Consider the following 15821-nt stretch of genomic DNA (forward strand, 5'->3'; position numbering starts at 1 on the left):
AAGAAACCTTAAACATTCCTCAAGAGGTTTGACTTCACCTGCAGACTCGTTGAGCCAACAAAATAGATTGTTAATAACTACCTGGTGTAATCCCTTTAGGAGAATTTCTTGACGGTGTCCTATATCGGTTTATAAAGCCAAAAGAGTTGACTTTATTTTAACTTTTCGTGCTTAATTTGCGCATCGCGATTTAACTGACGCATCATTTTAAAATAACTTAAAAGGGGATTAAATTGGAAAAAAAACAAAACAAGAAATCTGAATTACCAGCAGCAACTAAAAAGCGGTCACATGCTAATACACCCACAGGCCAGGAAGCGCCTACTAAAAAAACCAAACAGCAATCTCATGGCCCACAGACTCCAAACATGCCAACCTTACTTTTTCCACAGAATGCCCCAACATTCACCACAGAATTTCTCTATCAACAAATTTCTGCCTTCCTAAAGCAACGCGAGTATTTCAATTCAATCCAACCTTCAAGCTCAATAACCTCTGTTTCTCGGGTGGTCTCCGCAATATCTGAGCATCCTATAAATGATCCAATACCTCTTAAAGCAATTTTAAAAGAAATCGCAACAACTGAATTATTAAAAAAATTATCCCATAGCGCCGTAGGTGGGTATTCCCCATCTATGTACTACATTGATAGGACAAATAAAGAAAAATTTGTCTCGGCAATTACTTCAATTATCGAGATAGACAGTACTGAGCTGGTTAAAAAGGGGAATTTATCTGTTTCTAGAAATGTATTTAACAAATATTTTAACCACTTTAATGAGGTGATGGAGCCAATAATTGAGTCCAGTGACGGTGCAAATATAAGCGTAGATATGATGATAACCAAGCTTTTCGTTCGGGTTTTTGCTATCAAGTTAGTCCAGACCATTAGAGAGTATGGAATTCCACTAAACAATACGACTGATTTTTCAGGCGAAGAGTATTTAGATTCCATAAAAAAAATATGGGAATATGGGCGAACTGTAAGTACTGAAAATAACTCATTTATCTTAACTTTTAACCCATACAGCGGAAGTCTTATCGCTGATCGTTTCATCATAGATGAAATATCTAATACCTCAAAACCAGGAAAGAAATCAAACCAGGAAGCATGGGATGACGAGTCTCATTTGCATACGTCGATTTTCCCAGCTCTTGAAAAATTTAAAAAAAGCTCCTCGAAGACCTTTGAGGGCAAGCATATAAAGCAGCAAATTAATCGCAGGTCCCCGCCCACACATTTCAGGCCCACATCGGTAATCGATATATATAATTACTTGGTGCAAGAAAAAATTATTGATGCGGATAGTGCGATTAATTTTTTTGATTCATCAATCGGATGGTTAGATAGATTAACAGCAGCACTTCTTTGCGCCAAGGGGAAAGCATTTAAGTCTTATGTTGGGTTTGATCCTAATCCTAAGGTTATTAGCGCTGGAAATCAGCTTGTTGCCTATTTAAAGCCCAAATATAACCCTAATTTTAATACGCAATTATATCAGCAAGGTATAGAAACAGCTGAATTAAAGGAAATAATCAAAAAAAATGGCGGGTATTTTTCATTCGCATTTACCTCCCCTCCATTTTTTGCTCCGTCAGAAAGATATGGTCTTAATGGCGATAATGAAAATGCTCAGGTCTGGAAACTTTATGAAACAAAGGACAAATATAAAAGCCAATTTTTAAAACCCTTACTAGAAACAAACTTTAATGTTCTTAGGGCTGGTGGTGTTTTTGGACTACATTTCAAGGAAGCTAAACTCCTTCAAGAGACATTAGAACTAGTAAATAAAGACATTAATAATGACAGCATGAAAATGAAAGTTTGGCGGCAGGGAATTTATTACTTTAAAGGTCAAAAAGAATCTAGCGAGCTAATCTATTTATTTAGACGCCCCAACCGAATAGAGGAAATACCTTCTTTAATGTTGAGCAAAGAGAATGAGACACAACATCCATTGGCACAGAAAGGATCGAGCGATCAAAGGAATCCATCGCCCCTAGCGAGGATATCCGCCTCCAGAAATGCATTTTTTTCACCATCATCTTCCGCTCAGAGCAGAAGTATGATAACAGTGCCATTACCCCCTGAGCACGCTCCACCGAGGTATTGAGGATTTACGTAGTACGGGGCAACAACTCCGTATTACGATTTTTAATCTAAAGCCCAAATCATATTGGACCTTGCGTACTTCTCAGAAATAAAACCTATTCTGAACAATTGAGATTGATTTGACAAATTACCAGTAACTTTCTAAATTTAAAAAAAATCACTTAATAATAACATGAAAGAGTCTTGTTTTTTAACGAAGCAATTACTGGCCTTTATGCTTATGCTATTTATTACCAGCATAGCTTTTAGCAGCTCGTTAACTGTTGGCGTGGGCGTTTCTGGACCTCCACTTGTCGAAAAAGCCCATGATTCTAAAGGAGTCTTCTATTTTGGCTTTTCCATTGATTTAATGGACAGTATATGTGAGCAAATAAAAGAAACATGCACCTACCAAGAAGTAACACTAAATAATCAATTTGAATTATTGGATAGTGGCAAAATTGATTTACTGATTCTTACAATACCCTATGATTCATCCAAATTAAAGCAGTATGCTATCAGCATCCCTTATGCAGCAAGTAAAGTTCAGTTCGTAACCTTAAAGACTAATTCAATCAATGGTATAAAGGATGTAGAAAACAAAAGAATTGGGGTGATGCGAGCCACTTTTTATAATCTCCTAACTCAATCCCCGTATCATAAAAACAATCAAATTATTGCCTATGATTCAAACTCCGAGTTGTACTCTGATTTGCACACACATAAAATCGATGTGATTGCACTGAACAATGCTCTTGCTTATGGATTAGAGATGAATAATATTTTTGACCTTAAATTAATTGGAGAGAGTATCTTGTTAGGAGATGGTTATGGCATTATTGCCCTTCCAGATAAGACAAAGTTAATTGAGAAAATAAATAAAGCAATTTTAGATATAGAAAATAATGGAACTTTTACGGCTATCTATCAAAGATATTATAAGTATTGAAGATAAAATTAAGTGACCTTACCACTTGGGAGTGGATTATGAAACAATTCGCTCAACGCCTCAGACCAATATTCTTTAATTCGACGTATTAAACACTTCGACGCTCTTGGGCATTGACTAGAATGATGCCCCCAGATTTTCATAAAAACTTGACTTTATGTTTAATTTGATGCCATGATGTAGCCATTACATTTAATAATTGATATTTTCTAAATGCAACAAATACGCATACAACAAATGATGATAATGCGCTGCCTGGACACTGTTGTCGAGGTTGGGCGGAATTATTTGTAAACGGCGCTAACAAACTAATCCTCACCAATACCAGTGTCCAGGTTTTAGGATGCTTGGTTTTCTTATCTTAACCAAAATAAAGCGCTTCATTAGTACATGAAGGTCATTATCATGAGTCAATCTAAATTTTCAATAAATAGTTTTTTTAATCTTGCGATTAAGAAAAAAAATAAATTAAAACAATTAGATGCATCGTTTAAGGCATTAATACAGAATGGTTGTGTTGAAGGTTTTCCGCCTGGAATTGTCATAAACGAATATCATAGCCATAAATTTCCCAAAGAATTCTTGATTGCTAATTTTCAATATTTTAAGAGCATTGGCATAGAAACATTATTCTTTGAGTTTGCCAACGATAATAATCAACACCTATTTGATGAATTACTAGATGGTAACAGAGCAGTGGCCATAAATTCTAGATTAATAAATGGAGATGAGGATACAAGAGCAGTAGCTATGGCAGCAATCCAAGCGGGGATTAGAATCGTTGCACTAGACTGTAAAAAAGCCAGAGAAGGAAGTCCTGAATATTTTAGACATCCCACCCAAAAAGATTGGGATGAGTATTACCAAAGAAGGGATTCGATCTTTGACGAAAACGTTCGTAGGATATTTCTTAAGGAGCACCAATCCAAGCCTTATCTATTTTACTCAGGACTTGCACATGGCAATAACCACCACGGGTTTCCAAGCTTTTTTTCGAGCTCGAAACTAACTTTACTGTTATCGGATGATGGTTTTGATTTTCAAGTTAATGGAATAAAGCAGCACCTGTATGTTGACGATACTATATTCAGTGAAGACCTCGGTAGATATTATTGTCTTGTTAATAAACATCATGCTAATCAAAAAATTAGATGTCTAAACGATGCAATAGATGAGGGATACTTAGATGAGGATAGAGCCGCCTTTTTGACTAGATGCTAATAAAATAAGTTAATAAGTTTAGTAACAGATTGCTGATGGAAGAAAGCGCGTGCTCCGCATCAGCAATCAATAAGTTAGATTTATTGGTCACATTAGAAATTTAACAGCTTAACGCGTTATTTAAATTCAAGACCCGACCGATAACTCCAGTAATAAATTTATTATTTGCACCAAGTTCTATTTGATTTACTTTTTAATTCCTAGTGCTGACATAATGGCACGCGTCCAATCACGTACTAATTGGCGTACTACTTGTCGAAATAACGTACTTTTAGTCACGGCTTTCAATAGTTCCGTGGCACCTGATTCACTTTCCATATCGGGTACGGATTTACTTTGGTTGGTCTGAGTTGTTTTTTGTGCGGCTAAAATATCTTTGGCTGAGTTTCTTTGTTGCTTTTGTTTATACCGAGTATATAAATTAGAGTTGCCAACAATCTGTTGTAGTTCTTGCTCAGTTATGACCCCCATTCGTGACTCAGGAGCTCTTACCATGCATTGAATTAACGGCGTGGGCTGTCCTTTAGCATCTAATCCACTGACGAGCGCCTCCCCTATTCCCAGCGCGGTTAATAGCTGCTCGGTTTTATAATACGTTGACAATGGGAAGTTTTGAGCCACCAGTTTCATTGCTGTTCGGTCCTTAGCCGTAAATGCACGTAAGGCATGTTGTATTTTTAACCCTAGTTGGCTCAAAATATTTTCCGGAATATCATTGGGACTTTGGGTACAAAATATAATGCCTATTCCTTTCGAACGAATTAATTTGACTACGGTGTCCAACAAACTTAATAAAGCTTTGTTCGCATTACGAAAAATTAAATGGGCTTCATCAATAAATAGCACTAATTTGGGTTTTTCAGGGTCACCTAACTCCGGCATTACTCGATAAACATCAGATAATAGCTTCAGCATAAATGTTGAAAATAATTTAGGCTTATCCTGCATATCGAGCAAGCGTAAAATAGAAATCACTCCTAAGCCTTGTCCATTTATATTTAATAAATCGTGTACATTAAACTCAGGCTCACCAAAGAAATCTCCGCCACCTTGTGCCTCTAGCTCTACAATTTTACGCATAATGGTACCGGTTGATGCGGCCGCCACCGAACCGTACTTCGCTTCAATTTGGGCGTTCCCTTCTTTTGTTTGCACAAATTGTAATAGGCTTTTAACGTCGTCCAAATCAATAAGGGGTAGTTTTTCTTGCTTGGCGTATTGAAATAATATAGCAATCACACCTTCTTGTGTGTCATTCAGATCCAGCATCCGAGAGAAAAGGATAGAACCAAAGCTTTCTACGGTAGCACGTAATGGAACTCCAGTAGATGATTCATTGAGGGTTAAAAATTCAACCGGGTAACCTCTAGGTGTGTAGGAGAGGTTTAACGAGTGACTTCTTGAGTTCAGGGTATCGCTTATTTGGCCTGGCATTGCTATGCCAGATACATCTCCTTTGATGTCCATCACCAAAGACGGAACCCCAGCTAAGGACAGTTGCTCACATAGTACCTGAATGGTTTTCGTTTTCCCACTACCCGTTGCACCGGCAATAAGACCGTGGCGGTTTAATGATTTTAAAACTAAAAATACAGGGGCGTCGGGAATTAGTTTATTATCCACGATAATGCCACCCAATTGCAGTGACGGTGTATCGGTTACTTTATAGGGAGCACGCAAGTCATCGTACATGATTTTTATCCTTCCATGAGCAATAGCTTAAGTATAATCCTTAATTATTTTTCTTGCCTTACCTGTCTTATTTTAAATTATGCATAAGCAAAATTTCGCATAATCTCTGCATTTGGTTAAATTCAATCCATTTGCGCTGATTTCATATCGGCAAATTTAGTAATACCTGAATTCACTAGAGGCTTTATTTTAAGAATATCAGGAACCGATTGATTTGCTCTATTGAGATAGACTTCAAAAAAATCGATTACAAACAAAGGTGAATTTGCATCAATAGTTTCATTGGGATTAGTTTTAAATTCGGGAAGATTTTTATGTAATGGCATTTTAATTCCTTATCAATGCATTAAGTTAAAATAAAATTTATGAGTCACGATGGAAGATAATTTCAGGCCCAACTACCTAAATCACCTCCATATTGGTCGGACTTTGAAAGTTTAATGTATTGATAAGGTAATAAAGTACGTCAAAAATACGGTACTTTTAGTTCTATTTATGGGCAGATTTTTGCTTGATTGGGGGCCTGACATATCTTTGCATTCTCTCCAGCTAATTCGTCAACATAGGCCCGTCTAAAAGACCAGAGCATTAACCCTCTTTGAGTTCTTCATATAGATATTTTTCTGCAGGAATATAATCGAAAGGATATCGCCACCATAATATTTGATTGGGTAGGCTAGCAGCTGAGCTATTGAACAGATCTCTGACAGACGCAAAAAGATCATAAGTGCATGTCCACTTGTTTCGCCATGGAACCTCGTACTAATGCCTCTTTCATATTCTTAGTTGGTGCTAATCTTTAGCGGTTGTTAGTAATATTGTTAGTAATTTATATATTTTAGATGTGGCTTCTATATTACAGTTACTAAAAATAGTAAAACATGGAATTAAGGGTTTTATTTTATGCGTTTATAAAAATAGGAGCTCCCATTACATTAATCAATCTTTTAATCCATGGTTATTTTCTCAAGGAGACTGAGTGAAAAATTCATTATCAAATCGTAGTTTATTTGCGTTAAGTTTAATGATATTTTTCATTGCCTATATTCAAGGAGGTATTGGCCCTATTCTCTCTATTTATCTGCGCTCAAATTTAGGATGGGATACAAGCCAAGTTGGTATGGCATTAGCAACAACAGGTATTGTTAATTTTACGGGCTTTATTATTTTCAATAACAGAAAACGCCCTCTACCTACTGCTTGTCCAATTGCTAGATGGTATCAGCGCCGGCATTTTTGGAGTGGTAGCAGTAGTTATAGTTTCTGATTTAGCAAGTGGAACAGGGCGGTTTAATTTTTTAGTAGGTGTTCTTTGACTATGCATAGGCCTCGGCTCATCACTTAGTAACATTCTCGCAGGCTTTATAACAAAAATTTACGGATTTCAAGTGGGATTTATTTCGCTATCTTTTATTGCCGCAATTGGATTATTCACTTATACATTTGCATTACAAGAGACTAATGCATTGAGTGATAAATAATTGCTCAAAAATATACACTTGGCGTTTAGCTTTATTTTGAATTTTTTCAATATAATAAGGCATTTTGTCAATTGGTTTTTTAAAAGAAAATATTATATATTAACGTGTCAGTCTTTGGTTCAAAAAATTGGAAGTTGCTAGCGAAGAAAAGAAAAAAAGCGTTGAAAATACTACAAACAGACGAAGCTATCATTATTTAGGATCCTGAATAAGGTCATCCAAGCAGAAAGTAAGGAAGGGATTCAAGTGCCGAACTTGCAAAAATATAAGGTTAGTACCCTACATAGTTCTGGGTGGATAAGTGTTTCTGAAACTGCTTCTATCTACTATGAGCAATATGGAAACCCCCAGGGGCCTTCGGTTGTTTATAATCATGGTGGCCCCGGCGGTTTTTCACAACCAGATAATAGCCAATGGTTTGATCCAGATTACTATAATATTATTATTTACGACCAACGCGGTACAGGTAAATCGAAACCTTCGGTTATGGAAGCAAACACAGAGCCTAAACAATTTAGTGGGCTTACAATCATGGATATGGTAGAGGATTTAGAGGTTCTACGAAAATTTTTAGGTATCTCTCAATGGCTGTTATTCGGTGGTTCCTGGGGCTCCACCCTTTCTTTATCCTACGCTTTAAAATACCCAAAGCAAGTAACGGGTTTAATTCTCTATGGTATTTTTTTAAATCAGCCCCTCGAAATGAATCAATACTATGATATTGATGTAATTAAAGAACGTTTTCCTGAATTAGGTGAGACCGCATTAAAAATCTTATTTAACTATGCATGCTTACAAGGTAAAAATGATGCATTGAATAGTCCCGAGCAACTTATAGAGGCTTATTATCAGCTTTGTGTGGAACAAAACGATGTAATAGCTCAATATTTATGGACATCTTTTGAATGGTTTAATGATGATCCTAGCTTAAAGGCTGTAGAAACAATGCAACAAATACCCTTAATACTTGATCCAAGTATACGTACTCATGCGGTGTTTGAAAGCCTGTTATTTCGTGAAGCCTATGATGGTTTTAATCTTTTAGATGAAAAATTATTGTACAGATTAAAAGATATTGATATTCGTATCGTACAAGGCAATTCAGATACGGAAGCACCGCCTATCTTTGCCGAAAAATTAGTGAATGTTTTAAAAAAATTAAACGCTAATGTTTGCTATCAATTAATCGAGGGAAAACATTCTGCTGAGTCATCAACTGCGATGACTACGGCATTATTGGAGTGTACTAATTCGTTTAAACAAGTAATAACCTCAGACATCCAATGTGAGAAATCCTCCCTAATTAAATTAAGTTTATTTTCACCGGTGCCCCCCCTTAAATATATGGATACTAAATCGCAAGCGCCAGGAGCTGTTCCTCCTTCTTTAGAATAATAAACTTTGTTTCTCGCTTAATTTCGAAACAACGGCGTGTTTTCTCTTTTTACCGATGATAGTATCAATTTCTCAATCAACAATGCGCTTTTTTCATCCACAATTTTAGGTCCTTCATCAATAAAGCATTTATTTTTGATGGGCCTAACTGTTCGGACTCCCATAGCGTTTGCGATATTTTTTATTTTGAGATCATAATATTAAATAAGTGCTCCTTTTAGCATACCCATGAATCTACTTGGGAGTCACGTGATGCAACTCATTGATTTATAAAACATTATTATTAATAAAAATAATTGCCGCTTATGTCCATTATAATAAGTACAAGGTGAAGAGGTATTCTTTACTATCCCAATTATAGTCGGTGCCCGGAGCATAGTCATTCTGTATGTCTTTTACTGGATTCCCGTGGCTGGCTCTCGGGCAAGTCGCGAAAATTCGGCCAAGATGGTTTTAGTTTTAGCTTGATCGAGTCGGCAGAGGTTTCCTATATCTTCCTAAACCTAATACTATTTTAACTAATACTTGAGCTAGGCTCTTCTGATAATTTTTTCATAATTTCCTCAATAGGCAAACCCATCACGTTGTAATAGGAACCATTGATTTCTTTAACAAAAGTATCATGTACACTTTGAATACCGTATCCCCCCGCTTTATCAAATGGATCTCCGGAGTCAATATAATTTTTTATTTGTTGTTCCGTCAGATTGTGAAAAGTAATCTGTGTTGCCACACAATCAATCCACCATCGTTGTTCTGGTAAAAAAACTAGAGCATAACCCGTATAGACCGTATGGGACTTTCCGCTGAGCATGCTTAACATTCGATACGCATCCTTGGCATCGAATGGTTTTTCTAAAATATGATTCTCATAAGCTACAGTGGTATCTGCTGCAAGAATGACGTCTGCTGAGCTTGCATCAACCCGCGGCAAAATTGCGTGCGCTTTTTCCTTTGCTAGCCGAGTTACATAGGCTTTAGCCTCTTCGTCCTTTTGCGGAATTTCTTCAATATTGGCAGGCATAACAATAGCAGCTAATCCATGCTCTTGTACTATTTGCAAGCGCCTAGGAGAAGTGCTAGCTAAAATTAGGTTTAATGAATGAATGGGTTTCATAAAGCGCTCATGAGATTAATTTCTTTAATCAACAGTTAAAAAGGGTTGATTTTATCGCCTACATCGTGCACAAAAAAGCCTAGAACAAAAAAAATTATTCTTTAGGTCTCTTATAAAATGAATAGGTGCAAAATCATCTTGCAATTACTAGCCTGAAATGGCTATCCTAAAAATGCACTGATTGGGCAATTTCATTATTTTGGAGAACAAGGATGAAATGTTTTGGTTTAGCAACAAAGTCTGGAAACACCCCTTTTACCTGGCATATCCAAGGTAATAGTTTATTTGGTATGTTTAGTAAAATTTTTCCCGAATCGACCAAGAAAGAAATCACTGACTTTTGTGACACGCAGATTCAGCCGTCTCAAATCCACTATTTTAATAAAGATAGTTATTGGTTTTCCGTGTATAAAGTTAAAGAAAATTATTGCATTGTTGCTGCGGATTGCAAACTGGATGCCTCCCAAATGTCCTACCTTTATTTATATCTTTTCGATGAAAAAATACCCATGGTAACAGCCGCAAGTAACATAGAAAAATATACGCAAAATGAAAAAATAAATGAAATAAAAGAGACATTGGAAGAAACTAAAAAATTAATGCACAACAATATTGAACTCATGTTACAGCGCCAAGAAAAAATAGAGGATTTAGCAGAAAGAAGTGATGCACTTGCTAAAGAGGCTGTCTCATTCAAACATAAGGCACAAGAATTAAATAGTTGTTGTACTCTCTTATAGTGATGGGCTTCTCAATCGTAGTTATAATGGAGCTTTGCTCCATTAGCCTTTAAAAAGAATCCGTGGTATCCAAAACTCGACGTATAAAACGAGTCATCTGTGGATGCCGCGGGTATTATGGTTTAGTCAATAAACTACTAATCGAACCAAGTTTATCTCAAATCTCTCTTTTATTTATGTTCCATGCAAGAAACCTTCCATCTTCAATGCTATTCTAATTTTTTTAAAATTTTATATTTTTTATACCTTGATTTGTTCAATTCACGCACCGGAACCAACATACATCTTGTGTTGCAAGGATTAACTGCCCAGCCTATAAATAGAATTCCGCAACTTAGCGTGGTTCGTATGTCCGGCCCCCAAATCAATCCACGACTTGTTAATGAATAGTCCAAGTAATAATAGCTCCTGAATAATAAGAAACTTTACTTTGATTTCCATACCAGCGTTGCGTAATGGGCAAAGAAATACCTAGTTGGAAAATCATTTTAGGAGTAGAAAACCAAAGCGATGGAGTTGCATAAATAATAGTTCCTCCTGTGTTAGGAACAACATATGAGCCTAATTTGGTCCTAGCGCTATATTGACCATTTATCTCCAACAAGCCTAAGAATATATATTTTTTTTCCACGGCTTTAATATTACGCCCTATTCCTAAATTGTAATAATATTGCGTTCCTTGCTCAATGGAATCATGTTTGTCGATGAATAGAACTCCTGGAGCAACAAACCCATACCAGTCAACCAAGGTGCGTGAATAAGTTGAGCCAATGAAATAAGTCATTGCATTGAAACTAGAGGGCGCGTTTACTCTAGAAAATCCAGATGTACGACTAGTGGGATCAAGTTTCTTAGAAATTTCATCTAAATTACTGGTGGGAAATGTGGGTGAAAAAATAATCGTAGCTTGATCTGAATAATGTGCGTTTTCCTTACTATAAAAGGCATATTCTAAATCAAGAACCAAATCGCCCATCCCAGACAAGGTTTTCTTGCCAGTTGCATATTTTAAAGCTATAGGAAGCGTCAACAATACAGAGAAAGAATCGGTTATCCCATAGAGAAGAGATGAAGTTCCTTCAAGAATACTCTGAGTTTTACTGTATAAGTAATCAGGAGTATAAGAAACTGTCAATTGATTTTTATCAATAATATTTTGACCAAAAGCGAAAAATGGACCTGGTTGTTGTGAAGAGGATAAGGAAAAATTTCCAATGGATGGTGGTTGAATCGCTATTGCCATGTTCTCCCAAAATATGAACAATAAAAATAACCATCCTCGCGCGAAGCGTAAAAGATTGATATCTGGCATCCTGCGTTCTCAACCCCATTCGTAAAAAATTTTACGCCCATATTAATAAATAAAGGTTAATTTATGCAAGTAACTCCAACTGCAAATCTTGAGAAAGTTCCCTCTACGCCATCCCTGGATAAAAGGACTGGTCTACATTCTCTTCAGCTGAACGTTGTTGTTTTATATCCGCATATTTTACTTTAAAGTCATTAAAAGGTTTTGCATTTCTGCGCGAAGCCATGTTGCCGCGGGTATGCCGCGGCACGTCAAATATTTTTGATTAATTGCAATCAGAAACAATAATCAGACAATCTGAGTCTTTACATTGATTTATCGCCATATCTTCTGCAATTTGTTTGCTAGCCCCCATCCCCGCTCCGTTATGAGTTTTAGAAAGAGCAAAGGCACCACACTGCTGATAAGCCACAACCACGCTGCATCGTTCACCACCGGCTTCCTTACAGAAATTCTGAGCATTTTTTTCTGCTTCTACACGAGAAGCACCACCACCAATACCATAAGCACTGCCTTTATCATGGCTTGCAGAGTCAACGGAGATAACCCCCCAACCATCAGCCGATCTTTGATTTTCAGTACTAGTTTGAGTAGCCTGCGCAACATCAAATTTTATTGATTTCACTAAATTATCATCTACATAAATATCCATATGATATTTACCAACTGGCCAACCATTATTGGGTTTAGTAATTTTAAATTTACCACTCCATTGATTACCCGGTAGCAGGGCAATTAGAGTAGTTGCCGCTCCAGGTTCAAGTGCTAATTCTACCTCATCAATTTTATAATTAGGTGGAGCAGCATAATTGGTCTCCTCTGCTATCCAAACTGATTTTATTTTTTGTCCTTGCTTCAGCTGAGTTGATTTCCAAAAAACATAAAGAACTGGGGTTTCTTTAGTAAAGGCCTCTTTAGGCATTGGATGATTATCAGAAGCTTGATCAGTAAGGATGGTATCTATTTGGGGAGATGTTTCTGCACAAAGTGGCGTACTAAAACTCAATAAACATAAAACGAAGAAAGATAAAAAACTATTTTTTAGTGGAGCAACCATAACCAATCCTTTGTTATTTCAAGAAAGTAAAACAAAAACTAAGCCTAGACATAAAGTCTAGCAATAAACTGCAGGTTATCAAGAATGCTTATCGGAAGAAGAAATTGGATAACTTCACAGTCTAAATCAGCAATCTCCTCATTTTAATGAGGGGACCGGTGATGAAAACCAGTCAAAAAAGGCATATTTAATATTCCCTTAATACTTTAATTTTATACTACGCGCCCTCTTACACTTACCATAGAATGATATTATAAATGAAAACCCTATTTACTAATTGGCGAGAACAAGATCAAAAAAACAAGAAACCAGATGTACCTTTATTTGATGTACCAGAACACTTAATTAAACGTACCATTAAAATTGCTGACCGCCCATTAAGCGAAACACCCACTATCGTTGAAATCCCGACAGACCAAGTAAGTAGTTATTTAACCAAAAATTTTGGCAGAGCACCTTTTACATGGTGTGAAAACCTAATGGGGCCTGCATCATTTAAAAATACTAATGCAACTAAAACACCAGATCAGCAAGTAGAGGCGTTTTTTAATGAATCAAATATTAGTGATGCCTTGGTTTTGTGCTTTATTAATGAAAAAGTAGGTTTTGGTTTATTTGCTTTACAAGATATCCCTAAAAATACATTGATTGGTTTTTATGCGGGAACATTACAGCAAGATTACTTACGCAGCGACCCCACCGATTACTATAGATGACAATTAAACAATCGTTTTAACTGCTTTTACCCCACTGATAAAAAATACAAAAATTTTGAAGATCATCAAATTCCTCATGTAAGCGCTAAATTAAAAGGGAATTTAACACGGTTTATGCAATGCCTACCCAATAAGAGTGATGTGAAAAATGATTTTATGGAGCAAGCAGTGCAAAGAATAGCTACTGCGAATATCAAGTACAAAAATATAACTCACTTAGGGCTGCCACAAATTGGAATGATCACCACGGACGATGTCAAAAAATCCCAGCAAGTTGGATTTGATTATGGTCCTGGATATTTTAATGAGCGCAATCGCATGGAATATTTTGAACATTCAGGAGCAGTATTTGATTATAACGAATTGTCTTTTTTCAATAAGAAAAGCTGCCCTAAAAAGTTAGAGATAATTCCGCCACTGATAAAGACTAATCCTTCACAAGCACTTCACATGATAGCTAGCCTACTGAATGGATACCATAAAGAATTATTACCTCTTTTTAATAAAAAAATTATTGATTGGCTATTAAATAGACCAGAATTTGCTCCTCAGGAACTCGCAATATATCGTAGATCCTTTAAACCAGATTCAGCGGGTTCTCTATTAATAAGTTGGCTTGATTTAAAAAATAATCTAAAAGAGGCACCAAACCTCTTTGACAAAGCGCTGAGTTGGCAAATTATGATTGCGGAAGTAACGAATCAAAAGATGGAGATAAATATTGTTTCAAAATTAACCTCCTCAGATGCAAAAGCGTTAAATTATTATGTTGAGCGCCTCAAAAAAGAAGGTATTGAAACTAAGATTCAAGAAGAGCCAAATACAAAACACCGGCGTTTAATAATAACAAATGCAACGGAACTTTGCCTCCAACAGCAAATGCAAAGTGAATTAATCAGAGAGTTTAATTCCCTGCGTTAGTAACCTCATCGTATCAGTTAAATATTTTTCATAAAATTCAATTAGTTAGTCATCTATTGTCGCACCGTGGTGCGACAATTAAGTATCTTACTTTTATTACATTGAGGAGCAGAATGTATAGCCCACTTACATTCACGATTTGAATTGCAACTCAATAAAAAGTGGAATTTTTTATAAACAGATAATACACTAAATACATTTAATGGTTAATTGTAAGGCAATCGTTGACTATATAACAATTGCGCGCTCTAAGCGAAGAGTAATATAGAATAGACAGTCATGGAGGATATACATGAGAATTTGGCGAGCAATCATTGTTAGCGTATTATTCATTTCCTTAAATCCAGCCCACGCGGCGGGCACGAATATCACTAACTTTTCTCAATTAGTGCAAGCTGTTGAAAATGGTGATGATGTTAGAGCAATCATCCATTTTGATAATTGTCTTGTGACTGAACCGTCAATTAGAACTCAGGTAATGAGGCGATTAAATGGTGCCACAACACGGTTTAACTTTACCCAATATTTTCATGCTAATGAAAATATTAATGAACGGATAATCGATACGGTCACCACATCCATGAAGATTTTTATAGAACGCCCTACAGGAGAATCTTTCATCTTATCTGGTCGTTTAAGTGTTTTTGAAGATAATACCGCAACACTTCACTTTAACTTCTTGGATCCCATTTTGCATAAGCAACTATTGGTTGTTGATTGGACTTGTAACATTAGTAATGGCCAAGATGATAATAATGGTTTAGTGTTATTTAATGTTTCCTAATTGGCATTTACACAGTTAAAGAAATGCTCATAGCCATCTAATTAGAAGGATTCTCGCAAAATAGAATGGATTGATAGGGATTATATACAGCCAAAGAGTCATATCGCGAAAGTCGAGGAGTACAATCATTCCTTGTGCATCTACTATTTCTGCATCGACTGGATTTAAATGAGGAGCAATTTCTTCGATTTTGTCATTTACAATGAAAATATCCACTTGTTGGGATTGTCGATTATCCTCCATATTTAATAACAAAGCATCTCGGATCAAAATAGTGCTGTTCTCCATCCCGATCCTCTTTACCAATAAATTTGGGACTAAACCGGGTTAAGCCTGAAGGCCACTAC

15 protein-coding genes are annotated in these 15821 nt (G+C 36.3%); 9 read left to right on the plus strand and 6 right to left on the minus strand.

Features of this window, described 5'->3' with window-relative positions; all coding sequences use genetic code 11:
* Positions 1-233 precede the first annotated feature (233 nt).
* The 3 genes from E1P08_RS13060 to E1P08_RS13070 all read left to right on the plus strand — a co-directional run bounded on the left by E1P08_RS13060 (position 234) and on the right by E1P08_RS13070 (position 4262).
* Complete coding sequence (locus E1P08_RS13060; RefSeq protein WP_133137456.1) at positions 234-2114, plus strand: hypothetical protein; 1881 nt, start codon at positions 234-236, stop codon at positions 2112-2114.
* A 171-nt stretch (positions 2115-2285) separates the two neighbouring features.
* On the plus strand, positions 2286-3041 hold the full coding sequence (locus E1P08_RS13065; protein ID WP_133137457.1) for a transporter substrate-binding domain-containing protein: 756 nt from the start codon (positions 2286-2288) through the stop codon (positions 3039-3041).
* 405 nt (positions 3042-3446) lie between these two features.
* Positions 3447-4262 carry a TraB/GumN family protein gene (locus E1P08_RS13070; protein WP_133137458.1) on the plus strand — a complete coding sequence of 272 codons (816 nt, stop codon included), beginning with the start codon at positions 3447-3449 and terminating at the stop codon, positions 4260-4262.
* Positions 4263-4448: 186 nt separating this feature from the next.
* Here E1P08_RS13070 and E1P08_RS13075 read toward each other — a convergent pair whose 3' ends face one another.
* The gene (locus tag E1P08_RS13075) at positions 4449-5954 is read right to left on the minus strand and encodes a helicase HerA-like domain-containing protein (RefSeq protein WP_133137459.1); all 1506 of its coding nucleotides are present in this window, start codon (positions 5952-5954) and stop codon (positions 4449-4451) included.
* A 122-nt stretch (positions 5955-6076) separates the two neighbouring features.
* Entirely contained in the window at positions 6077-6280 is a 204-nt protein-coding gene (locus E1P08_RS13080) for a hypothetical protein (RefSeq protein WP_133137460.1), read from the minus strand.
* Positions 6281-6933: 653 nt separating this feature from the next.
* On the opposite strand from E1P08_RS13080, the gene E1P08_RS13085 reads away from it, so the two are divergent.
* Positions 6934-7221, plus strand: a complete 288-nt coding sequence (locus E1P08_RS13085) for a hypothetical protein (RefSeq protein ID WP_133137461.1) — start codon at positions 6934-6936, stop codon at positions 7219-7221.
* Between the two features lie 460 nt (positions 7222-7681).
* Positions 7682-8830, plus strand: a complete 1149-nt coding sequence (locus E1P08_RS13090; RefSeq protein ID WP_165485176.1) for an alpha/beta fold hydrolase — start codon at positions 7682-7684, stop codon at positions 8828-8830.
* A gap of 514 nt (positions 8831-9344) precedes the next feature.
* Here E1P08_RS13090 and E1P08_RS13095 read toward each other — a convergent pair.
* Positions 9345-9947, minus strand: coding sequence for a Maf family protein (locus E1P08_RS13095; protein ID WP_133137463.1), 603 nt, complete (start codon positions 9945-9947; stop codon positions 9345-9347).
* Positions 9948-10159: 212 nt separating this feature from the next.
* Between E1P08_RS13095 and E1P08_RS13100 the strand changes: the two genes are divergently transcribed.
* On the plus strand, positions 10160-10687 hold the full coding sequence (locus tag E1P08_RS13100) for an R-SNARE family protein (protein WP_133137464.1): 528 nt from the start codon (positions 10160-10162) through the stop codon (positions 10685-10687).
* A gap of 379 nt (positions 10688-11066) precedes the next feature.
* Here E1P08_RS13100 and E1P08_RS13105 read toward each other — a convergent pair whose 3' ends face one another.
* Positions 11067-11930, minus strand: coding sequence for a hypothetical protein (locus E1P08_RS13105; protein WP_242602463.1), 864 nt, complete (start codon positions 11928-11930; stop codon positions 11067-11069).
* Between the two features lie 331 nt (positions 11931-12261).
* On the minus strand, positions 12262-13053 hold the full coding sequence (locus E1P08_RS13110; protein WP_133137465.1) for a DUF4189 domain-containing protein: 792 nt from the start codon (positions 13051-13053) through the stop codon (positions 12262-12264).
* Between the two features lie 257 nt (positions 13054-13310).
* On the opposite strand from E1P08_RS13110, the gene E1P08_RS13115 reads away from it, so the two are divergent.
* From E1P08_RS13115 to E1P08_RS13125, 3 genes are all read left to right on the plus strand, one after another.
* Positions 13311-13769 (plus strand): SET domain-containing protein, encoded by a 459-nt coding sequence (locus E1P08_RS13115; protein WP_133137466.1) that lies wholly within the window; start codon positions 13311-13313, stop codon positions 13767-13769.
* 141 nt (positions 13770-13910) lie between these two features.
* Positions 13911-14690: an SET domain-containing protein gene (locus E1P08_RS13120; RefSeq protein ID WP_133137467.1), complete on the plus strand. Its 780-nt coding sequence runs from the start codon at positions 13911-13913 to the stop codon at positions 14688-14690.
* Between the two features lie 292 nt (positions 14691-14982).
* Entirely contained in the window at positions 14983-15474 is a 492-nt protein-coding gene (locus E1P08_RS13125; RefSeq protein ID WP_133137468.1) for a hypothetical protein, read from the plus strand.
* Positions 15475-15501: 27 nt separating this feature from the next.
* On the opposite strand, the gene E1P08_RS13130 is transcribed toward E1P08_RS13125, so the two are convergent.
* The gene (locus E1P08_RS13130) at positions 15502-15762 is read right to left on the minus strand and encodes a hypothetical protein (protein WP_133137469.1); all 261 of its coding nucleotides are present in this window, start codon (positions 15760-15762) and stop codon (positions 15502-15504) included.
* Positions 15763-15821 lie beyond the last annotated feature (59 nt).

Origin of the sequence: Legionella rowbothamii, assembly GCF_900639985.1 — a bacterium.
GTDB lineage: Bacteria > Pseudomonadota > Gammaproteobacteria > Legionellales > Legionellaceae > Legionella > Legionella rowbothamii.